This window comes from Arachidicoccus terrestris, assembly GCF_020042345.1.
GTDB classification, from domain to species: Bacteria; Bacteroidota; Bacteroidia; order Chitinophagales; family Chitinophagaceae; genus Arachidicoccus; species Arachidicoccus terrestris.
In genome coordinates this window covers 4,376,071-4,397,695 of record NZ_CP083387.1, presented here as the reverse complement: position 1 = coordinate 4,397,695, position 21,625 = coordinate 4,376,071, and the positions used below count along the sequence as shown (strand labels likewise).

The 21,625-nt window shown below is 42.9% G+C and carries 18 protein-coding genes; 16 read left to right on the top strand and 2 right to left on the bottom strand.

From position 1 onward, the window contains the following. Positions 1 to 343: 343 nt before the first annotated feature. The 3 genes from K9M52_RS17185 (at position 344) to K9M52_RS17175 (ending at position 5,917) form a co-directional block, all read left to right on the top strand. Positions 344 to 1,363: a homocysteine S-methyltransferase family protein gene (locus tag K9M52_RS17185; RefSeq protein WP_224069671.1), complete on the top strand. Its 1,020-nt coding sequence runs from the start codon at positions 344 to 346 to the stop codon at positions 1,361 to 1,363. A 65-nt stretch (positions 1,364 to 1,428) separates the two neighbouring features. Continuing rightward, on the top strand, positions 1,429 to 4,515 hold the full coding sequence (locus K9M52_RS17180) for a vitamin B12 dependent-methionine synthase activation domain-containing protein (RefSeq protein WP_224069670.1): 3,087 nt from the start codon (positions 1,429 to 1,431) through the stop codon (positions 4,513 to 4,515). A gap of 88 nt (positions 4,516 to 4,603) precedes the next feature. Further along, the gene (locus tag K9M52_RS17175; RefSeq protein ID WP_224069669.1) at positions 4,604 to 5,917 is read left to right on the top strand and encodes a M28 family peptidase; all 1,314 of its coding nucleotides are present in this window, start codon (positions 4,604 to 4,606) and stop codon (positions 5,915 to 5,917) included. A gap of 118 nt (positions 5,918 to 6,035) precedes the next feature. On the opposite strand, the gene K9M52_RS17170 is transcribed toward K9M52_RS17175, so the two are convergent. Continuing rightward, a complete protein-coding gene (locus K9M52_RS17170; protein ID WP_224069668.1) occupies positions 6,036 to 7,352 on the bottom strand; it encodes a mechanosensitive ion channel family protein in 1,317 nt (438 codons plus the stop codon). Between the two features lie 335 nt (positions 7,353 to 7,687). Then, complete coding sequence (locus K9M52_RS17165; protein ID WP_224069667.1) at positions 7,688 to 8,317, bottom strand: peroxiredoxin; 630 nt, start codon at positions 8,315 to 8,317, stop codon at positions 7,688 to 7,690. A 263-nt stretch (positions 8,318 to 8,580) separates the two neighbouring features. Here K9M52_RS17165 and K9M52_RS17160 point away from each other — a divergent pair, with 263 nt between their 5' ends. The 13 genes from K9M52_RS17160 (at position 8,581) to K9M52_RS17100 (ending at position 21,618) form a co-directional block, all read left to right on the top strand. Next, positions 8,581 to 11,892 (top strand): TonB-dependent receptor, encoded by a 3,312-nt coding sequence (locus K9M52_RS17160; RefSeq protein ID WP_224069666.1) that lies wholly within the window; start codon positions 8,581 to 8,583, stop codon positions 11,890 to 11,892. Between the two features lie 132 nt (positions 11,893 to 12,024). Next, entirely contained in the window at positions 12,025 to 12,462 is a 438-nt protein-coding gene (locus K9M52_RS17155) for an RrF2 family transcriptional regulator (protein WP_224069665.1), read from the top strand. Positions 12,463 to 12,580: 118 nt separating this feature from the next. After that, entirely contained in the window at positions 12,581 to 14,728 is a 2,148-nt protein-coding gene (locus K9M52_RS17150) for a cbb3-type cytochrome c oxidase subunit I (RefSeq protein WP_224069664.1), read from the top strand. Positions 14,729 to 14,754: 26 nt separating this feature from the next. After that, on the top strand, positions 14,755 to 15,765 hold the full coding sequence (locus K9M52_RS17145; RefSeq protein ID WP_224069663.1) for a cytochrome c: 1,011 nt from the start codon (positions 14,755 to 14,757) through the stop codon (positions 15,763 to 15,765). 202 nt (positions 15,766 to 15,967) lie between these two features. Next, the gene (locus tag K9M52_RS17140) at positions 15,968 to 16,273 is read left to right on the top strand and encodes a phosphoribosylpyrophosphate synthetase (protein ID WP_224069662.1); all 306 of its coding nucleotides are present in this window, start codon (positions 15,968 to 15,970) and stop codon (positions 16,271 to 16,273) included. Positions 16,274 to 16,410: 137 nt separating this feature from the next. Further along, the gene (locus tag K9M52_RS17135; RefSeq protein WP_224069661.1) at positions 16,411 to 16,707 is read left to right on the top strand and encodes a hypothetical protein; all 297 of its coding nucleotides are present in this window, start codon (positions 16,411 to 16,413) and stop codon (positions 16,705 to 16,707) included. Position 16,708: 1 nt separating this feature from the next. After that, entirely contained in the window at positions 16,709 to 17,149 is a 441-nt protein-coding gene (locus K9M52_RS17130) for a cytochrome C (protein WP_224069660.1), read from the top strand. A gap of 4 nt (positions 17,150 to 17,153) precedes the next feature. Then, positions 17,154 to 17,549 carry a group III truncated hemoglobin gene (locus K9M52_RS17125; RefSeq protein ID WP_224069659.1) on the top strand — a complete coding sequence of 132 codons (396 nt, stop codon included), beginning with the start codon at positions 17,154 to 17,156 and terminating at the stop codon, positions 17,547 to 17,549. A gap of 57 nt (positions 17,550 to 17,606) precedes the next feature. Next, a complete protein-coding gene (locus tag K9M52_RS17120; RefSeq protein ID WP_224069658.1) occupies positions 17,607 to 18,077 on the top strand; it encodes a hypothetical protein in 471 nt (156 codons plus the stop codon). After that, positions 18,064 to 18,810, top strand: coding sequence for an iron-sulfur cluster repair di-iron protein (gene ric, locus K9M52_RS17115; RefSeq protein ID WP_224069657.1), 747 nt, complete (start codon positions 18,064 to 18,066; stop codon positions 18,808 to 18,810). The genes K9M52_RS17120 and ric overlap by 14 nt, the downstream gene beginning before the upstream one ends. A 72-nt stretch (positions 18,811 to 18,882) precedes the next feature. After that, positions 18,883 to 19,251 (top strand): DUF488 domain-containing protein, encoded by a 369-nt coding sequence (locus K9M52_RS17110; RefSeq protein ID WP_224069656.1) that lies wholly within the window; start codon positions 18,883 to 18,885, stop codon positions 19,249 to 19,251. A gap of 4 nt (positions 19,252 to 19,255) precedes the next feature. Then, positions 19,256 to 19,735: a hemerythrin domain-containing protein gene (locus K9M52_RS17105; RefSeq protein WP_224069655.1), complete on the top strand. Its 480-nt coding sequence runs from the start codon at positions 19,256 to 19,258 to the stop codon at positions 19,733 to 19,735. Between the two features lie 224 nt (positions 19,736 to 19,959). Beyond that, positions 19,960 to 21,618, top strand: a complete 1,659-nt coding sequence (locus K9M52_RS17100; RefSeq protein ID WP_224069654.1) for an amidohydrolase — start codon at positions 19,960 to 19,962, stop codon at positions 21,616 to 21,618. Positions 21,619 to 21,625 lie beyond the last annotated feature (7 nt).

The window sequence follows — 21,625 nt, the reverse complement described above, 5'->3', positions numbered from 1 at the left end:
ACTTAAGTTATTAACGATCAAAGAAATATATTTTTAAACAGGCTTCTATTTTCCATTTTATTTATTCAGTGACATTCCGTAATTTTGCATCATAGAAATAAGCTTGGATGTCACTTTTTTTGTAGAAATGCCATCCTGGTAAATAGATTAAGGCAGATTTGTTTATTGTTCAGCCTGAATAAAAGAACTAATAAACGTTGAGTACTTCCACTTCTTACAGAAAATACCCCAAACGTTTTATTAGATTCCAATAGCTTCAACAGTAAATCTGTTTGCAGCCAGTATTCATTAACACGTTGCGTTGAGGGTGGCTGGCTATCACAATAAAAAAGAGAAGATTAAAATGTTAATTGAAGATGCGTTAAAAAAAAGGATTCTGGTGATTGACGGTGCAATGGGCACTATGATCCAACGGTATAAACTCAGTGAAGGAGACTTTAGAGGAGAAAGGTTTAAGGAGTGGCATCTGGATGTGAAAGGGAACAATGATCTGCTCAGCATCACACGTCCGGACATTATTGAAGAGATTCATCTGCAGTATCTCCATGCGGGCGCTGATATCCTCGAAACCAACACGTTCAGCAGCACAAGTATTGCGCAGGCTGACTATGACATGAGTGGCCTCGCTTACGAACTCAATGTGGCTGCGGCCACATGTGCCAGGAACGCGGTAAATACATATCTACAAACGCCTGAAGGCAAAAGTAAAGGCCAGGTGTATGTTGCAGGTGCTATCGGGCCATTAAACAAGACACTTTCACTCTCTCCGGATGTGAACAATCCCGGTTACCGTGCCGTCAGTTTCGACGAAGTGGCAGCTGCTTATGAAGAGCAGATCAGGGGACTCGCAGATGGAGGCGTGGACTTACTATTAATAGAGACTATATTTGACACGCTTAATTGTAAGGCAGCGATCTATGCAATTAAGAATTTCTATCAAAAGGATGGTCGCAAAGAACTCCCGATTATGATATCCGGCACCATTACTGACGCCAGTGGCAGGACATTAAGTGGCCAGACGCTGGAAGCCTTTTATATCTCTGTCAGCCATGCCAATCCACTGAGTGTCGGGTTGAACTGTGCATTGGGTGCGGCAGAAATGCGGCCTTATGTTCAAGAACTCAGTCAAATCGCCGCCTGTTATACGTCCGCCTATCCCAATGCGGGATTGCCCAATGCAATGGGAGAATATGATGAGACACCCCATGAAACCGCACATTTTCTTGAACACTGGGCGGCTGGAGGTTTTGTTAACATCGTAGGAGGATGCTGCGGAACCACTCCTGATCATATTAAGCATATTGCTGACGTTGTTCGAGAAATTCAGCCACGCAAAAAACCGGAAGTGGCGACAACTTTGTAATAAGATTTCAAAGCCTGCGCCAAAGCAGTTTCACCCATTTTACGCTAATTAGTTTTCTATACATCATGCTCAAACCTTATTTACAGCTCAGCGGTCTAGAACCCTTATCCATACGCCCGGAAACCAATTTTGTCAACATCGGCGAAAGAACGAATGTCACAGGATCCAAAAAATTTGCGAGGCTCATCCGGGCGGGAAATTTTGAAGAGGCATTAAGCGTCGCCAGGGATCAAGTAGAAAATGGCGCCCAGGTCATCGATATTAATATGGATGATGCACTCTTGGACAGTCTGACGGCTATGACAACTTTCTTAAATCTGGTACAGGCAGAACCTGAGATTGCTAAGATCCCGATCATGATCGATTCCTCTAAATTTGAGATCATTGAAGCCGGCTTAAAATGCGTACAGGGTAAATGTATAGTCAACTCTATTTCCATGAAAGAAGGCGTGGAGAAGTTTATCCGGGAAGCCCGTATTTGTAGAAATTTTGGAGCCGCCGTTGTTGTCATGGCATTTGATGAGCAGGGCCAGGCAGATACTATGGAAAGAAAAGTCGAGATTAGTTCCAAGGCCTATCAGATCTTAACTGAGCAAGTCGGATTCCCGCCACAGGACATCATATTCGATCTGAATATATTCGCCATTGCCACCGGCCTGGAAGAACACAATAACTATGCGGTTGATTTTATTGAGGCTACCAGGATCCTTAAGCATAAATTCCCGCTGGCTAAAATAAGCGGGGGTGTCAGCAATCTGTCTTTTTCTTTCAGAGGGAATGAAACGGTCAGGGAAGCCATGCACAGTGTATTCTTGTACTATGCAGTAAAGGCTGGAATGGATATGGGTATTGTCAATGCAGGTCAGCTAGTGGTATATGATCAGATTGAACCTGTACTCAGAGACTTGGCAGAACAAGTCATCCTGAATCAACATAATGAAGACAATGGTGCCACCGAGAAACTGATCAATTTTGCCGAAACCGTCAAAGCAAAAGGTAAGGTTATTAAAAAAGATGATGCCTGGCGAAAAACTTCTGTCCAGGACAGACTTAGCCATGCACTAGTCAACGGGATTACCGATTATATTGACGAGGACACGGAAGAGGCCAGACTACAATATGCACGCCCGCTGGAAGTGATTGAAGGACCGCTCATGGTAGGAATGGATATCGTCGGAGATCTGTTTGGTTCAGGTAAGATGTTCCTGCCACAGGTTGTAAAAAGTGCGCGCGTAATGAAAAAAAGTGTGGCATATCTGTTTCCCTTCATTGAAAAGGAAAAAAAGATTAATCATATACTGACGATCAAGCCGGCTGAGCCAAAAGCCGAAGCGACTGCTATCAATGGTGTCCAGCAGAAATTGACCTCACTGCTTGCAAGTCCCGAATTTGCCGCTGCGAACTTTCTTATCCATCAAAATATTGCAGGAGTCGTTGTTGATGCAGTATCCATCAAATTTCAACTGACATTAATTATCAAAACCGGTTCAGCAGAACACCCTGCAGCGGACAGTAGCCAGACATCAGACGCAGAAACAGACATAGAAAGCCATATTGAGGAGCAATTAGAAACCAGTGGCTACCATTTATTACACCTCAGCGAGACAGACCTGATAGAAACCCCGGAACGCATTGAAACCGCTATCATAAAGAAGCTGGAACAAATCGATCAATTGGCAGCGAAGTTAAAGGCTGCTGAAGAGCAAGGAGGGAAAAAACAGGGAGCCGCAAAGATTTTACTTGCAACCGTAAAAGGGGATGTGCACGACATCGGGAAAAATATTGTCGGCGTCGTATTAGGATGCAATGGTTATCAGGTTCAGGACCTTGGCGTTATGGTACCGACAGATAAATTGCTGGATACAGCCATTAAAGAAAATGTAGATATCGTTGGTGTCAGCGGACTTATTACGCCTTCTCTGGATGAAATGGTCGGGGTTGCCAGAGAGATGAAGCGTAGAAATATGACCATTCCATTATTGATTGGCGGTGCTACCACTTCACGTATTCACACGGCTGTCAAGATCGCTCCGGAATATGACCACGGCGTCATACATACACTAGATGCCTCACGTTGTGTAACGGTGGTCGGGCAACTCTTTAACCCCGAACTAAAAGAAGATTTTCTCTTAAAGACAAAAGAAGATTATATCAAACTTAAGCATCAGTTCGAAAACAAAAAACCGGTAAAAAAATACATTCCGTTCGCTGAGGCCCAGGCAAATCCGGTTGCAATAGACTGGGCGAACTATACCCCGCCCATACCGTCTTTTATAGGAACAAAACTCTTCAAAGACTATGATTTACGTGAAATTCGAAGTTTTATCGACTGGAAGCCTTTTTTTATCAGCTGGGAGCTTCATGGCAATTTTCCCGATATCCTGACAGACGAAGTGGTGGGTATTGAAGCCACCAAGGTGTATAATGATGCCAATGATATGCTGGACACCATTATCAAAGAAAGATGGTTGCGTGCAGACGGAATGGTCGCCTTTATGGAGGCTGAAAAAACCGGGCCGGACACAGTAAATGTTAGTCTGGGAGATAAAAAGTCGACTTTGCAATTTATTCGTCAACAGGTCAAAAAAGCGTCGGGCCAACCTAATATTTCTCTTTCTGATTTCTTGCGGCCGGCCAGTTATGGTAAAGACTATCTGGGAAGTTTCGCTGTCACCATTCACGGAATTGAGCCACATTTAAAGCGGTTTATTGAAGATCATGACGATTATAACAAGATCATGGTACAGGCACTCTCAGACAGATTGGTTGAGGCTTTTGCGGAAATGCTGCATCAAAAAACCAGAACTGAGCTCTGGGGTTATGATAAAGACGAACGTCTAAGCGCGGATGATCTGATCCATGAAAAATATACAGGAATCAGGCCCGCTCCGGGGTACCCGGCCTGTCCGGATCATACGGAAAAAATCAAATTATTTGATTTGATGTCGGTGACCGATAACATAGGTATTGATCTCACTGAATCTCTGGCAATGCATCCTGCTTCCAGTGTCTGCGGATGGTATTTTTCTCATCCACAGAGCCAATACTTCGGCATCGGCAAAATCATGGAAGACCAGTACGAGGATTATAAATCAAGGCAAGGATGGTCAGATGAGTATGCCCAAAAATGGCTGCGCCCCGTTATGGAATAGTCGCCGGCCATCTGGTTTTTTGCAGGGTTAAAAAAATGGCCTATCATTGTAGTCATTAATGTAATACAAAGCTGGAAAATTTAATACTATGCAGTCAAAAAACCTACTCATTCTGATAGCTGGGCTACTATTAGGCAATAGCGCTGTCTTGCATGCTCAAAATAATAAGGCGGACAAATTGCTGGATAAGACGATTAACCAAAAGCAAACAACAACCTTGCTGACAACATTGTCTGCTGATAATATGGAGGGCAGAAAGTATGGCACACCCGGCATTCGGAAAGCAGCCGCGGTGATCGCCCAACAATTTAAAGAAGCCGGCCTGCAACCTGCGAAAGGAGACAGCGGGTATTACCAGAATTTCGCTATATACAACAGTCACATAATAAATAAGGAAATAAAAATAAATGGCGTGCAGATAGCGGACAGTCTTTCCGCGATTATCAGTACACAGCCGAGGATCCAGGCAGATCAGCAATCCGGATATGAAATTTTACAGCCAGGAAACCAACATGAACTTATCAAGTTATTGGGGCAGCGCCGTCACCCATCATCCAATGCGCTGGTTATTCTACCCAAGAAGTTTTTACGCGTTTTAAAAATGATGCCTAGATTACAACAGCATCAATTCCAGTCAGATTTTACAACAATTTTTATCGCTTCAGACGAAGCTGTCAAAAGTTTTGATATCAAAGCCGGCAACCAGCTTTCAGCAATGCATTTGGCTAATATAGTCGGCATACTACCTGGCAAATCAAAACCAGAGGAGTTGGTTATTTTTTCCGGCCATTATGACCATCTGGGAACTGATCCCAGCAACAAACAAGACAGCATTTATAACGGTGCCAATGACGATGCTTCGGGGACAACAGCCGTTATGCAGTTAGCGAAGTATTATGCCAAATCCGGAAATAACGCCAGGACGCTGGTCTTTGCTGCTTTTACGGCAGAGGAAGCCGGTGGCTTTGGTTCTACTTTTTTCTCCCATCAGTTCGACCCAGCCAAAGTGATGGCCATGTTTAATATAGAAATGATTGGCACGCAAAGCAAATGGGGAGAAAACTCAGCTTATATTACCGGCTATGACAAAACCAATATGGGAGAACTTTTGCAGAAAAATCTGGAAGGGACCGGCTTCACCTTCTATCCGGACCCGTATACCGATCAACATTTGTTCTACCGTTCAGACAATGCCACACTCGCCAGACAAGGTGTACCAGCCCATACGATCTCTACTTCCAAAATGGATGCCGAGCCTAATTATCATAAAGTCTCTGATGAGATTAGCACATTGGATCTGGCCAATATGAACCGTATCATCCGCTGCATTGCTTTAAGTGCCAGAACGATTGTAAATGGCACGGATACCCCTAGCAGAGTTAATACAGCAGATTTGGACTAAGCCAGTTCAATATTTTATTCGAAAGGACACCCACCTGGTTGTTTGTAGACAATCCGTGGGTGTCCTTTTTTGTAATCCAGACCAATCAGCATCCTACGCTGGCAGACGGCAGTACTTTTTATCTGGTCGTACCACTTGTTAAATTTACTTCCGCCATTGCATTCATTAAATCCTTTCCAGTAGGCGATTCAAACACCTCCAGTCCAAACTCCGGAGCAATGGTCAATAAGTGATCAAAAATATCACTCATCGTATCTTCATAAGGTCCCCATCTTACATCCGCAGTAAAGCACCAAAGCTGAAGAGGCAGCCCTTCCGATGTCGGATCCAACTGTCGTACAATCGTTGTCAAGTTATGGTTGAGCCTGGGATTAGCATCCAGATAATTCTTGGCATAAATTCTATACAGTCCTACATTGGTCAACCTGCGGGTATTGGCATCAATATGGGCTTCATTACCAAGAGCAGCATTATAGTCGGCTAATTCTTTTTCTTTTCCTATTATATAGTCATGTAGCAAATGGTATCTTTTAAATTTGTCAATCATGGCCGCATCACAAAATTTAAAGCTGCTCATTTTAAGATAGATGGGTCTTTTAATCCTACGCCCTCCAGTATCAGTCATGCCGCGCCAGTTTTTAAAAGAAGACGTAAGAAAGCCGGCAGTTGGGACAGAAGAAACCGTTTTATCCCAGTTCTTTACTTTCACCGTATTCAGGTTAATTGAAATCACGTCTCCATCTGTATTATAGTCTGGCATCTCTATCCAGTCGCCCACTCTAATCATATCATAAGCCGAAATTTGAATACTGGCCACAAAGCCAAGTATGGTATCTTTAAAGATTAACATTAAAACGGCTGTCATGGCTCCCATGGCACCCAAAAAGTATAGCGGACTTTTCCCTAAAAGAACAGAGAGGATCAGGATACCGCCCACCAAATACACAAAAATATTAATCACCTGAATATAGCTGAAGATGGGCTTTTCTTTTAATGACGGCATTTTGGACAGCACTGCTGCAATCGTATTTAAAACCGCAACAATTAAGACAACAAAGACGCCAATAATCAATATATCAGACAGCTCCAGAATAATACGGGCCGTCTTCGGATAGCTAGCAAAAATTACCGGAGCTGCCGCCTTGATTATAAAAACAGGCAATAATGCCGATATTTTCAGAAAAACCTTTCTCTCTATCAATAGGTCATCCCAGGTTGCTTTGGTCTTATTGACAAAACGGTGAACAGCCATAATACAAATCTTTCTGGCTACCCACCATACCAAACAGCATAAGATAATAAGGCAAAGCACCAAAAAGGGAATTTTCACATAGGGTATTGCTGACGAACTTAAATGCAGATGATGGCTGATCCACTCGTCTAATCCTTTAAAAATATTTGTTGCAGTGGTGGTGTTTGTTTCAAATAAATTCATTGTACAAATCAATTACTTTTTTTGGGTCAGGAAAATAATTAGAAAAACTAAATCGATATTAGTTTTGAGACTCTTAGTATTTTATGTCCGTTCAGACAAAGAGGGGAAAGTGGAACTCCCTCAAGAAGCAGCAAACTTAATGTAATTGATAAGCGCCCCCAAACAATTGGCTGCTTAATAGGGTTTTATTAAGAGAAACTTGGATATCTGTCTCTTGATGGCAGCAAAAAGCCCCAATAGACATTGGGGCCGCAAGTACAATGTAATAACTAACTAAGAAAAATTTATACATATACGTATTTCATGATAAAATATCTATATATGTCATATTTTTGCTAAGGAGCAGGCGTAAAGCGAAGATAAGGCTTTACTTCTCTAACACCCTTAGGGAATTTTTGTTTTGCATCTTCAGTAGAAATTGCCGGTGAGATCACCACATCTTCACCTGGTTTCCAATTGGCCGGAGTAGAGAAACCTTGATTGGCAGTCAACTGCAGCGAGTCGATTACGCGGATGATCTCATGAAAGTTTCTGCCGGTAGAAGCAGGGTAGGTGATGATCAGTTTTACTTTTTTATCTGGTCCGATTACTAACAAAGAGCGTACAGTTGCTGTAGCGATAGCGTTCGGATGGATAAAATCATACAGGTTAGACACTTTGCGGTCCTCATCTGCAATAATTGGGTATTGAACATCTACATTCTGGGTCTCATTAATATCTTTGATCCAGCCTTTATGGCTTTCTACGCCATCCACACTCAATGCCAGAACTTTCACATTACGCTTTTCAAATTCTGACTGGAAAGCTGCAGTTGCACCCAGTTCAGTTGTACATACAGGTGTATAGTCTGCAGGGTGAGAAAATAAGACGCCCCAGCTATCGCCAAGGAACTCATAGAAATCTATATCACCTATAGAAGTCTTCGCCTGAAAGTTAGGAGCAGTATCACCTAATTTTATAGACATAATATTAAATATTTAAAAATGATAAAAGCATTTAATGGTGCAAATATATTATTACTCTACTAAAAAACAAGACTATTAATGAATATTTTTTTAATTAATATGTAAAAGCAAAATGTGATTAACTTGTATATATCATTTTATGTCCATTTGTTGAATATATACTGAGTTAACACGTTCTTTGCATTATTAATTTATCATTAACGATTTACCTGAACAACCTATTCATGTAAGATTTTATTTCTTTTGCAGTAAAATTCAAAATTATGTTATTGAGAAAAACTTTACAATTATTGGTAATCATATTGCTACCTGTCTTTGCAATGGCGCAGGTAACAACCAGTGCCATTAGCGGTAAGGTGGTGACAGCAACGGGGGCTCCTCTGGAAGGTGCTTCTATTAAAGTTGTCCATATGCCTTCCGGAACAGTGTACAATACCATTTCCCGTGAGAACGGGCTATTTGACCTCCAGGGGCTGCGAGTTGGCGGGCCCTATGTATTGGATGTCACTTATGTAGGTATGGTCCCCCAAAAGGTGGAAGATATTACCTTGAGACTTGGAGAAACTTATGACCTGAAAATCGATATGCAGGACGCATCATCTGATAACAACACGGACGTCACCGTACATGCACAAGTCAGAAAAGGCGCCAGCCTCAAAACCGGAGCCGGAACAATTATTACTACCCAGCAATTAAGTGAGCTGCCCAGTATCAGCCGTTCAATTACTGATTTTACCCGTCTAACACCACAGGCAAACGGTAATGGCTTTGCCGGAAGGGACGGACGCTATAACAATCTTCAGGTAGACGGAGCCAACCTCAATAATAACTTTGGATTAAGTTCGGACCTGACGCCAGGGGGTGGCTCACCTATTTCTCTGGATGCCTTAAGTGAAGTATCAGTCAATATAGCACCCTATGATGTTCGCCAGTCCGGGTTTACCGGTGCCGGTATCAACGTCGTCACTAAAAGCGGCACCAATGAATTCCACGGAACTGCCTATGGGTTTTACAGAAATCAGGATTTTTATGGCTATAAAGTCGACGGGCAAGACCTGGCAAAAACACCGAATAAAAACACCATCTATGGTGCTTCTTTAGGAGGCCCGATCATCAAAAACAAACTGTTCTTCTTTGCCAACTTCGAAAAGGAAAAGAGTTCAATGCCCGGCATTACCTATGTAGCAGCCGGCTCTAAAAATAGCGGCAATAAGTCCTCTACGACTATAGAAGACCTGAAAACAGTACATGACTTTGTACTGGATAAATATGGCTACGATGTAGGTGCTTATGACAATTTTCCTAATTTTGAGTCCCAGAACACTAAGTTTCTGGCTAAAATTGACTGGAATATTGACAACGCGAATAAATTAACCGCGAAATACACCTCTTACAGTGGGTACGATATCTTTCCAATGAACGGATCGAGCGTTCCTCAAAATGGGACTATATTTGTAACGGGACAAACAAATGGCGTTAAAAGATTACCCAATAATCGTTTTAGCGAGAAGTCCATGGCCTTTAGCAATTCGAATTACAGAACGAATCATATTGTACAGACTGGATCACTCGAATTAAACAGCCGGATCAATAATTCGTTAAATAATCAATTTCTCGCTACCTATACCCATGTCAGTGACATCAGAGAACCTTTAGGCGGCAAGGTATTTCCCACAGTTGATATCTTTAACGGGGCAGGGCAGAACTACATCAGTCTCGGTACTGATCCGTTCACCAACAATAATCAACTGTTGAACAATATCCTGAATTTCACGGATAATATCACACTATATGCAGGCAATCACACCTTGACAGGCGGCGTTACCTTCGAACGCCAAAAAGTAGGCAACATGTTTATGGGAGGCTCTCAGGGTCATTATGTATTTAACTCTCTGGAAGATTTCCTTACAGAACAGCAACCTGCCTATTATGGCTATACGTATTCATTAGTAGAAGGCCAGCCTGCCGTATTTTCTGCGGAACTGATTATGAGTCAATTGGGTATTTATCTGCAAGATGAGTATAAGGTTAACCCTAACTTTAAACTCACTTACGGTTTAAGAATGGATATGCCAATTTACGGCAAAAAACCGATCGATAACCCCACTATTGATGCATTAGAGTTCCCTGACAGAAATGGCAATATGAGGCATTATAATACAGGAGCATGGCCGAAAAATACACCACTTTTTTCACCAAGAATCGGATTTAACTGGGACGTAATGGGAGATAAGTCATTGATTGTCAGAGGCGGTTCCGGAGTTTTCTCGGGCCGGATTCCCTTCGTTTTCCTGACCAATATGCCTTCCAACAGCGGTGTGTATCAAAATGCAGTTTTCTTAAACAATACAGCCGATCTGAATGAAGCCGGTGTGATCAAGTTTGACCCCGATATCAACGCATATGCCAACTCTCCTAAATTCCCGAAAAAAGCACAGACAACAACACCTCCTCAGAACTTTGTATTGATCGACCCAAATTTCAAATTTCCGCAGGTCTGGCGGACAAATGTCGGTGCGGACAAAAGATTCGGCAATGGCTGGACCGCCACAGTTGACCTCATGTTTACCAAGGACCTTAATGCGGTGGTAATGCGGAACCCCAACTTAAAGGCTCCGACCGCTAATTATGATGGAGAGGATAATCGCCCTTATTATCCTGCTGGCGCCGAAAAGTTCTATTATGACGAACATTTGGTGGGTACGCCGATTGTGTTGGAAAACACACATAAAGGCTATTCTTTCTCCGGGACGGCACAGATTTCTAGAAGGGTAGGCGGCTTTTATGGTTCTCTGGCCTATACTTATTCTATGGCAAAAGAAGTCAGCCCGAACCCGGGATCCAGGGCCACTTCAGCCTGGCAGTCTATAGCGAACGTAAACGGACCAAACGATCAGGTATTGGATAACTCCCAATACGCTGTGCCACATCGCGTAGTGGGTAATTTTTCTTACACATTTAATCATGGCTTCTCTAAACGCTTCCCAACAACATTATCGTTATTCTATCAGGGTAGTGCACAAAGTATGAACAGCTATGTGTTGAATGGCTCTATTGTAGGGGATGGTAACGCAGAGCTTATGTATGTATATGCCAAGGGAAGCGATATTGCCTTTAGAGATTACACAACTAAGGCGGGCAAAACCTACACAGTAGCTCAGCAGCAAAAAGCCTATGATCAGTTTATCTCTTCCAGTAAATATCTTTCTAAGCATAAGGGAGAGTATGTTAGCCGCTATGGCGCCGCCACGCCTTGGTTTAATGAATTGGACTTTAAGCTGACCCAAACCTTGTTTTCGATTGAATCTACTAGCGGCAGAACACTGCACCAACTTCAGTTTACTGCAGATATATTTAATCTGCCTAACCTGATCAGTAGTAAATGGGCCAACTGGGGATATAGAAGAAAAATGTCACTGACTAACCCGCTTCAGTTCAAGGTTGATGGCAGTACCAAAGAGATTTATTACAACCTGTCAGAATACAACGGAGATCTCGTTAACAGTTCAACAGACGTTAATGTTTCTTCCTCCAGTACCTGGAGCCTTCAGTTAGGTTTACGTTACACCTTTTAACTGCTTAATATTCAATACAAAAAAAACCGATCATTTTGATTGATCGGTTTTTTTTATTTTTCCCGAAAAATAAAAGATAAAAAACTCTTTTATTAATGTTTTTCATTTTACCTTTGTCGGGCAATTAAGTATATGTTATTTTCAAAAACTTGCGAATACGCAATCAGGGCCTGTATTTATATAGCGCAACAGTCTGGAGAAGACAAAAAGGTTGCCATTAAGGAGATCGCCAGAGGGATCGATTCTCCTGAACATTTTATCGCAAAAATCTTACAAAACCTGAGTAAGAAGGGGTTTATCAACTCTGTAAAAGGACCCAACGGGGGCTTTTACATGGATAAAAAGAACCTGAAAACAACTATTTCCGATATCGTTCTGTTAATTGACGGAGACAGTTTGTTTACAAAATGTGTTCTTGGGCTTAAACAATGCTCGGAAACAAAACCCTGCCCACTGCATAATCAATACAAACATACCAGAAAAGAGATCATAGAACTTTTCCGTTGTTCCAGAATCGGTCAGATCAGTGAACAGGTAGAATTTAATGAGACCTTTCTGAAAATAAAATAATGAAAAGCTAAGACCCGTTAAGGTTTAAAAAGAAAGAAAAATAAGAAATTAAAATTCTATTTTTTTAACACAATAAAAGATAAAAAGGTATTTATATCTATTATTTAAATCGCATCACATGAAAAACAAGTGCTTTGTTTTATTTACCCGGCTTTTCATTCTAAGCTACATACTGGGCGCCTTTGAATCGGCCTTCGGACAAGAGCAGGCTGGCGTTTTTGAAAAAACACATCCTGCATTAGGGGTACTGCTTTTTATTGCCCTGATTACCACTGGCATTGTCTTTCTGGCTGTCTGGCTTAAAACCAGGCAGGGTCGGATCAATCAGGAAACCAAAAATTACGATGCCCCTGTAAAGGAAGAAAAAATGAGTACTTACATTAAAAATATGGATAGCGAAGAAATCGATGCATTCTTAAAATTCAAATCAACTACCAAAAAGGGACCCGGCACACCCACGTTTTTAATTGCCACATTTCTGATGCTGCTTCCCGCCAGTTCGATACTGGCCCAGGACACAACACCTGTTAAGGAAACTGGCGGGCTCTTTAGCGATACCGGAATTATAATTACCATTGTTCTAATCTTGATTCCTGTATTAGTGGGGCTGATCCTGATGGTGATTAAAACATCTAATATCCTCAGGCAGTTGGCCAACCGCCGTCGCCTCAAGGAAGCGGAGCGGCTGGCGGAAATTCTTACAGAAACAGATAACCCTGAACTGATGGCTACCTTGGAGAAAAGAAAATCGGCACTTGATTATAGTCTTCACAGGACAGAGCTTTCGGGTAATTTGGATCCCGAAGATAACCGGGGACTGATTAACATTAAGTCCAATGCAGGTTTGCCAGTCGTTGAAGCCAAAAAGAAAGCCGTTAAACGCCCTAAAGTAGACCCTAAGCTAACCCGGCTGGTACTTTGGTATCTGGGCTGTGCAACGTTCTGGCTACTATTGGGCACAACCGTGGGAGAGTATCTGGGCATTAAATTTGTTGCCCCGGACGCTGATGCATCGCCTTGGCTGAGTTTCGGCAGACTAAGGCCTGTACATACGAACGCGGTTTTCTGGGGCTGGGCCTCCTTGGCCATGTTGGGGCTGGCCACTTATGTAGTACCCCGCGTGGGCAATACAAAACTGGCCAGTATCAAAATGGGCTGGTGGTCCCTGATACTGATTAACATCACGGTTGTCGCCGGATCGCTTTGCCTGATGGGAGGCATCAATAATGCAGGAGGCGAATACAGGGAATATATCTGGCCCGTTATGTTGCCTTTTGCTATTGCGCTGGTTCTTTCCCTGATCAATTTCCTCAACACTGTGGCGCAGCGAAAAACTACGGAAATCTATATCGCCAACTGGTATATTATAGCCGCAATTATCTTTACCATTGTCATCGCGCTGGTAGCTTATTTGCCCTGGTGGCAAAATGGTCTGGGGGAAACAATTGCTCAGGGATATTATATGCACCAGGGAGTAGGCATGTGGTTTATGCTCTTTACACTGGGCGTAGTATATTACTTCTTGCCGCAGCAACTCAATAAGCCCATTTACTCCTATAGTTTAGGAATACTGGCCTTCTGGACGCAAATATTGTTTTATACTCTGATAGGCACCCACCATTTTATTTTCAGTCCGATTCCCTGGTGGTTACAGACTGTCGCCATCGTTGGCAGCATGGGGATGGCTATCCCTGTAATCGCTGGCACAACTAATTTCCTGATGACCTTCAAGGGCGGCTGGCATAAAGTCTCCGGCAGTTATACTTTACCATTTTTCATTGTCGGTATTATCTTCTATTTTACCGGATCCATGCAGGGAACTGCAGAGGCCTTTCGGACAACCAATCTTTACTGGCACTTTACGGACTTCACTGTTGCACACTCGCACTTAACGATGTATGGTATTATTTGCTTCTTTATGTGGGCGGGCATTTATGCACTGGTGCCCCGCCTGACTGGCAAAGAACCTCCCCAGATCCTGGTGGGCGCCCATTTCTGGCTGGCACTCATCGGGCTTATGTTTTATACAGTGCCGCTGATGTATGGAAGCACGTTAAAAGGGATGCTCTGGATGCAGGGAAAACCCTTTATCGAAGGTGTCGTCATGATGGCTCCCTACTGGGTCTGGCGAGCTGTTGGTGGCTCTCTGATGTGGCTGTCCCACCTTTTCTTCGCCTACAATTTCTATCGCATGGTTGTTAAAAGAGAAGAAGTCAATGTGGCCAAGACTGCCATCGAAAAACTGAATCTTTCAATGAGTAAATAATTGTAAAACACAGAAATACACCCGTCATGGAATTTTTTGATAATCATAAAAAGCTATTCTTTACAGCCGCTGCGTTTTTTATCGGCCTGACGCTTTTGGTAGCTGTAATCCCTGCATGGCAGACCGATAGAATCAATCAACCCCTGCCAGGTGCCACTAAGTTAAGCCCGGCTGCCCGAAAAGGTAAGGCCATTTATGTGGCCAATGGCTGCATCGCCTGCCATACGCAGCAGGTCAGAAATCTGGATATGGATAAGACCTGGGGGTCCCGGCCCAGCGTCGCAGCAGACTATGCCTTGGATAGAAGACCAGATATATGGCACAATACTGCAACGCTTATGGGTTCGGAAAGAACAGGCCCTGATCTGACCAATATCGGTAATCGCCAACCCAGTAAGGACTGGAACTTAGTCCACTTATTTAATCCGAGGGCTGTCGTCAAAGAATCCGTTATGCCGGCCTATCCATGGTTGTTTATATATAGAGATAAACCCAAAAAGACCGATATCGTTGTCAATGTTCCGGCAGCGTTTATGGATGGAAAACCTGGAAAATACGTAGCTACCAAGAAAGCCATGTATCTATTGGCCTATCTACAGTCTCTCAAGCAGGTAGAACTACCTGACGGGACTGTTTCCCCAGCGTTTCTGTATAAAAGAGCTGCTATCAAAGCTGAGGAGGCAAGCGGTGGGGCTACGACCGATGGTGCAGCCTTATATACAGCCAACTGTCAAAGCTGCCATCAGGCCAACGGAGAGGGTTTGCCAGGCGCCTTTCCTCCCCTGAAAGGCAGTAGTGTTGTTACCGGAGATAACCTGGAACTTTATGTAGGCATTATTATGAATGGTTATACAGGCAGAGAAAAAGAAGGCTTTGGCCCTATGCCCAATATCGGTACTACAGCCGGGCTAACACCTGAGGAAGTAACGGCCATTATCAACCATGAGCGTACAAGTTGGGGCAATAGCGCATCAGAGGTAAAAGTAGAAGATGTGAAAACATTTATGGATGCCGCCAAGCTGTCAGCTGGTCAGTAATACATTATTCAATCATTAATATTAACAATGTAATTTTTTAACAGCCTAACTTAAAAATAAGTTTTAAATTAGAGGATAAAGAAGGCTACAAAAGGGCCGGGGTCTGAAACAACGATGTGAAAAGAACCCGTGACACCCTGGCTCTTTATTAAAAAATCAACACCATCTCTATCCAAATTTTAAAACCATAAAATGTTATACAATGAAAAATTACGAAACAGTTTCTGAAGCCGTCAATGATTTAAACAAAAGGGGCTATACCCATGACTTTAATCTGGGAGAAGATTGCCTGGTTTGCGGAGAAGTTCTCTCTTTATCTCCTGATGAGTTTGAAATTGATGAGGTATACCGATTTGAGGGAATGACAGATCCGGGTGATGAAATGATCATCTATGCCATTTCTTCCAGAAAAGGAGACGAGAAAGGGATTCTTGTAAATGGATATGGTCTTTATGAAGACAGGGACAGCTCTGTTATCATGAAAAAGCTAAGAATTCATGAAGGATAATGACCGGGGCCTTTAGTTCCGGCATTTTAATGCAGCAGTCAGGGATGAATCTCTGTATATGTTTCATCAAAAATCGGCCACTCATTCCAAAAAAAAAGATAACCATTACATTAAAATAACCTAATAAACATAAGACAATGAAAAAAAGCAGTGGCCGGAGATGTAAAGCAACCGCAATCATCGCACTTTTTTTGATTTGGATGAGCGCCATCGGCAAAACAGCATTTGCCTGTAGTGTCTGTGAAAAACAGCAACCTAAAATTCTTCGGGGGATTACGCACGGAGCGGGACCGGAGGGCAATTTTGACTATATTATCATATGGATCATGGTTGCTATTACAATGGCGACCTTATATTACTCCGTAAAATGGCTGGTACGCCCCGGGGAAAAAAATAGCGTACATATTAAAAGATTGATTTTAAATGACGAGTAACATGGAAATGATATTAAACAAAACAGGAGCCACCGAAGCCAGAAGCAGTGTGCTCATTTTCGTCGATGATGAGCCTAAACCGGTCGCTGACTTTATTTCGCCGGTGAATTTTGAGCTCGATACGACGAAACTAGTGGATGGCAAACACACACTTAAAATTATAAGCCGGGACCCGGATGGAAGGGAAGGGATCCGCCTGATACCGTTTGAAGTACAGAACGGACCCGCAATTGCCATTGAGGGCATCAAGGAAAACGCTATTGTAGACGGCGTACTTCCACTCATGATCAATGCTTACGGTAAAGGAAATTCGCAGAATTTTCATATTGTCGGCAGCGAGTCCCCGAGAAGCATTCCCTCTTGGGTCTGGATGATCATCATTGGTTTTTTTGGTTGGGCGATGTATTATTTAATTTCTTACTTACATTTGAGGCCACAATAGTATTATGGAACATAAAAAAGATATACTTACACTAGAGGATTGCAAGGTATTAGTCGATAACTTCTATGATAAAGTCCGTAAAGACCCTTTGATCGGCCCCATTTTCGACGGGATCATCCGGGACAAATGGCCAGAGCATCTGGAAAAGATGTATCGGTTCTGGCAGACAGTACTTTTAGAGGATCATACGTATTTTGGGAGCCCTTTTCCACCACATGCAAACCTGCCGGTAGACTGGCACCATTTTGAGAAATGGCTGGAACTATTCAATCAAACTATTGATGAACACTTCACCGGAGACAAAGCTACGGAAGCCAGGTGGCGCGCCAATAAAATGGCAGAAATGTTCAATTTCAAGATCCAATATTATAAGAATAACCAGGCCAGACCTTTATTTTAACTTAATGAAAAGACAAAAAGATCTTTTACTCTAGACAACTTTTAGAACAATATTAAGATGAACGCAAACGCGCAAGAGCGTTATCCATACGCATTACCTGCTATTTTTTTATGGTTGGGATTTCTATTGGCTATCAGTTTCATGGAAGCATGGCTGAAATTCCGAGCACCCGGTGTTACGATTTCAATTGGTCTGGGAATCGGGAAACTGGTTTTTGGAGCTTTAAATAAAGTAGAGTGGGCGCTCATTATTATTACCGCAGCCAACTTATTTTTCGTTCCACAGAAAATATACAGTTATCGAAATTTATTGTTTATCATCGCCGCTTTGATGACAATCCTGGAAACCTTCTGGGGGCTACCGGCACTGGACCGGATCGCTGACCAGATCATCGCTGGCGGTATAGATAGTCAGCCTGCCCTGCATATTATTTATGTCTCTATGGAAGTCGTAAAACTCATTATGCTGGTTCTACTAGGTATCTATTTAGTCAAAAAGCATCAAAAATTAAATCATGCAAATAAATAAGCAAACTACACTGGGAGATATTGTTGCCGAAAGTTATCAAACGGCTGTCATTCTGGAGAAATACCAACTGGACTTTTGCTGCCATGGCTCCCGTAGCCTCGCAGAAGTCTGCCAGGCTGCAAACCTGGATATGGAAAAGATAACAACTGAGCTACAGCACGTACTGGGCGGGACAAACAGTAACAAGGATGAAAGTACGCGGGTACCGACAAGTCTGAAAGACTGGCCTTTGGATCTTATGGCAGATTACGTGGAAAAAATGCACCACCGGTATGTCACCAGGCAGACACCCGTGATCAAAAACTATCTCGATAAAATCGTTCAGGTTCATGGCATGCGTCACCCTGAACTGGAAGAGATCAGATCTATATTCCAACAGACGGCTGGAGAACTGGCGATGCACATGAAAAAGGAAGAATTGATGCTTTTCCCGTTCATACGCAAAATAACAATAGCCTCCCTAAGTGGTGCAAAAGCCGCTCCGCCACCTTTCGGTAGCATCGCCAATCCTGTCAATGCCATGTTAGCGGACCACGAAGCTGAAGGGGAGCGCTCAGCTAAAATCCGGTCTCTTTGTAACGATTATATAGCGCCCGAAGATGCCTGCAATACTTATCGTCTGACATTCCAGCTATTACATGACTTCGAAAAAGATCTTCATCAACACATTCATATCGAGAACAATATTTTGTTTCCAAAAGCCATTGAGCTGGAACCCGCGGTAGTAAGTTAAAATCCCAAACGGTGAATGATATATTGGTGAACTTTCGTAACTTTAATTGCGAACAGATCCATACTCATAATCATGTCTACTCCAAATATTCAGATAAAACGGGCCTATATCCCAGCCTCCGACAAGGATGGCTGGCGTATATTAGTTGACAGACTATGGCCCAGAGGTATCAAAAAAGAAGAAGCAAATATAAATGACTGGTGCAAGGAAATTGCCCCTTCAAGTGAGCTACGAAAATGGTTCAATCATGAAGTCGATAAATGGCCGGAATTCAAGAAAAAATACAAACAGGAATTAAAAAACAACAAAGTCACGATGGCTTCTTTGCTGGAAACTGTTCAAAGACATCCTTTGGTCACATTAGTCTACGGCGCGAGAGATGAGGCGCATAACGATGCTGTTGTCTTAAAAGAAGTCCTCATGTCCACCCTTAAAAAGTAAAGTTATGGCACCCATTAAAAGGAGTGAATACCTTAAACCGCTTTCCAGGGAACATCATTACAGTCTGCTATTTGGCTGGAAGCTTCGCCAAGGTATCAGCCATGGGGTAGAAGTGGGTCGCATGATTGATTATATCCGGTATTTTGAACAACATATGTTGATTCCCCATTTTAAAGAAGAGGAGACCTCTCTGTTTATTTATAGCGACAGCCCTTTTGTACAACAGGCATTAGACGAACACCGTCACATTCTCTCTATGATTGCGACTATAAAAGCAGCGCCCCCTAGGGTGGGCTATGCTGATCTTGAATCCCTGGCTGAAATCGTTGATCGCCATGTTCGCTTTGAAGAAAGGCAACTATTCCCTTATCTGGAGGAAAGCCTTACACAGGTACAGCTGGAAGCCGTTGCCGCCGCCATTAAGAACGGGCCGGCTGTAGGTGACGATTTTAAGGACCATTTTTGGGAACTTGGCAACAATTAACATATCCCGACAGTATGAATTATACCAATCTGAAAGCATCTCACCCGACCAGATGTACACTCCGCAAGGTAGATATATTGGACTTAATTGGCCTGCCTATAACAATTCCATGAGGTGTACGGCAGCCTGCCAGTCTATTTTAGGGTTTTATTCATGGAAGATCGGAGAATCTTTGGTATATTAGACCCGGAACATCATACCAAGGTTTCCTAAATCAGACTTTTATGCGCTTTCTCTTGACTTTATTTTTCTTTGGCCTATTGGCTTCCTGTCATACCAAGACATCGGTAGATTTACTAATTTATAATGCCACCATATATACCGTTGACAGCAATTTTTCCAAAGTATCTGCTATTGCTATTAAAGATGGTAAGATCCTGGCCGTGGGCGACAGCAAAGAGCTCCAGCATGCATATGTAGGCGCTAAAAACATAAATGCCCAGGGGAAATTTATCTATCCCGGCTTTATTGATGCACACGCCCATTTTCTGGCCTATGGGCAAAACCTTAAGCAGGTAAATTTAGAGGGCACTAAAAGCTGGAATGCCATTTTAAAAAAACTTCTCGATTACAAAAACAAGAGAGCTGCAAACGACACGGGCTGGATCATTGGCGCAGGATGGGACCAAAATGACTGGGCAGTAAAGGAATTCCCTGAAAAATCGGGTTTAGATTCGTTATTTCCAGATAATCCGGTTTTATTGTCCCGCATTGATGGCCACGCAGTGATCGCCAATCAGAAAGCACTGGACCGCGCAGGGATTCAACCCGGAGACAGCATTGCTGGTGGACAGATCCTGTCCAAAGACAGTATGCTGACTGGTGTACTGATAGATAATGCCACTAGCCTGGTATATAATCAGATTCCCATGCCGACTGTTAAAGAAGCGACCCAAGCATTACAGGCGGCGGAACAAAACTGTTTTGCTGCTGGACTTACGAGTATAGAAGACATGGCAGAAGATTCCCTATTGATTCCTTTGTTAGATAGCCTGCAAAATACAGGGGCACTCAAAATAAGGCTCTATGTTTTGCTCAGCGACAAAAAATCTAATTTCGATTTTTTATTGAAGCACGGAAAGATAAAAACAGATAGACTGCACATACCGGGTTTCAAAGTGTTTGCAGACGGCGCTCTGGGATCCAGAGGTGCCTGCCTGTTGCAGCCATATGCAGATGACTCTACTGATTACGGTTTTTTGCTGAGTCCCCTCAGACATTATGATTCTGTTACACAGTTTATTTATAAACATAATTTTCAGATCGCAACGCACGCCATTGGTGACTCTGCTGTTCGTACCATACTAAAAGTCTATGCCAAGTATCTTAAAGGCCCGAATGACCGGCGCTGGCGGATAGAACATGCACAAATTGTAGCGCCAGAAGACTTGCACTATTTTAAGGACTATAAGATTATCCCTTCCGTACAACCGACTCATGCTACTTCTGACATGTACTGGGCTGAGCAGCGGTTAGGGCCTGAAAGAATCAAGAATGCCTATATCAATAAAGAGCTTTTGGGGCAAAACGGATTTATCCCTTTGGGGACTGACTTCCCGGTAGAAGATATTTCGCCTGTTAAGACCTTTTACGCAGCTGTTTTTCGCAGAGATGCCAGCGGTTTGCCAAAAAAAGGGTTCCAAATGGAAAATGCCCTTACCAGACAAGAAGCGTTAAAAGGGATAACCATTTGGGCCGCAAAGGCCAGCTTCGAAGATAAAGAGAAGGGGAGTATTGAAGTGGGTAAATGGGCCGATTTTGTCGTCACCGACAAAGACCTTATGCAGGCAGAAATGAAAGACATACTGAGAACCAGAATATTAATGACATTTGTTGGCGGCGAAAAAGTATACGACAGGTCAGGCAGACCGATTTTACAATGAAAGCATT

What these genes read in the sequence shown, in the direction of transcription:
- K9M52_RS17140 (WP_224069662.1), top strand. Translation starts at nt 15,968, where the DNA reads ATGAAAAATTACGAAACAGTTTCTGAAGCCGTCAATGATTTAAACAAA.
- K9M52_RS17110 (WP_224069656.1), top strand. Translation starts at nt 18,883, where the DNA reads ATGTCTACTCCAAATATTCAGATAAAACGGGCCTATATCCCAGCCTCC.
- K9M52_RS17130 (WP_224069660.1), top strand. Translation starts at nt 16,709, where the DNA reads ATGGAAATGATATTAAACAAAACAGGAGCCACCGAAGCCAGAAGCAGT.
- K9M52_RS17170 (WP_224069668.1), bottom strand. Translation starts at nt 7,352, where the DNA reads ATGAATTTATTTGAAACAAACACCACCACTGCAACAAATATTTTTAAA.
- K9M52_RS17120 (WP_224069658.1), top strand. Translation starts at nt 17,607, where the DNA reads ATGAACGCAAACGCGCAAGAGCGTTATCCATACGCATTACCTGCTATT.
- K9M52_RS17185 (WP_224069671.1), top strand. Translation starts at nt 344, where the DNA reads ATGTTAATTGAAGATGCGTTAAAAAAAAGGATTCTGGTGATTGACGGT.
- K9M52_RS17150 (WP_224069664.1), top strand. Translation starts at nt 12,581, where the DNA reads ATGAAAAACAAGTGCTTTGTTTTATTTACCCGGCTTTTCATTCTAAGC.
- K9M52_RS17175 (WP_224069669.1), top strand. Translation starts at nt 4,604, where the DNA reads ATGCAGTCAAAAAACCTACTCATTCTGATAGCTGGGCTACTATTAGGC.
- K9M52_RS17125 (WP_224069659.1), top strand. Translation starts at nt 17,154, where the DNA reads ATGGAACATAAAAAAGATATACTTACACTAGAGGATTGCAAGGTATTA.
- K9M52_RS17105 (WP_224069655.1), top strand. Translation starts at nt 19,256, where the DNA reads ATGGCACCCATTAAAAGGAGTGAATACCTTAAACCGCTTTCCAGGGAA.
- K9M52_RS17155 (WP_224069665.1), top strand. Translation starts at nt 12,025, where the DNA reads ATGTTATTTTCAAAAACTTGCGAATACGCAATCAGGGCCTGTATTTAT.
- K9M52_RS17145 (WP_224069663.1), top strand. Translation starts at nt 14,755, where the DNA reads ATGGAATTTTTTGATAATCATAAAAAGCTATTCTTTACAGCCGCTGCG.
- K9M52_RS17160 (WP_224069666.1), top strand. Translation starts at nt 8,581, where the DNA reads ATGTTATTGAGAAAAACTTTACAATTATTGGTAATCATATTGCTACCT.
- K9M52_RS17135 (WP_224069661.1), top strand. Translation starts at nt 16,411, where the DNA reads ATGAAAAAAAGCAGTGGCCGGAGATGTAAAGCAACCGCAATCATCGCA.
- K9M52_RS17165 (WP_224069667.1), bottom strand. Translation starts at nt 8,317, where the DNA reads ATGTCTATAAAATTAGGTGATACTGCTCCTAACTTTCAGGCGAAGACT.
- K9M52_RS17100 (WP_224069654.1), top strand. Translation starts at nt 19,960, where the DNA reads ATGCGCTTTCTCTTGACTTTATTTTTCTTTGGCCTATTGGCTTCCTGT.
- K9M52_RS17180 (WP_224069670.1), top strand. Translation starts at nt 1,429, where the DNA reads ATGCTCAAACCTTATTTACAGCTCAGCGGTCTAGAACCCTTATCCATA.
- ric (WP_224069657.1), top strand. Translation starts at nt 18,064, where the DNA reads ATGCAAATAAATAAGCAAACTACACTGGGAGATATTGTTGCCGAAAGT.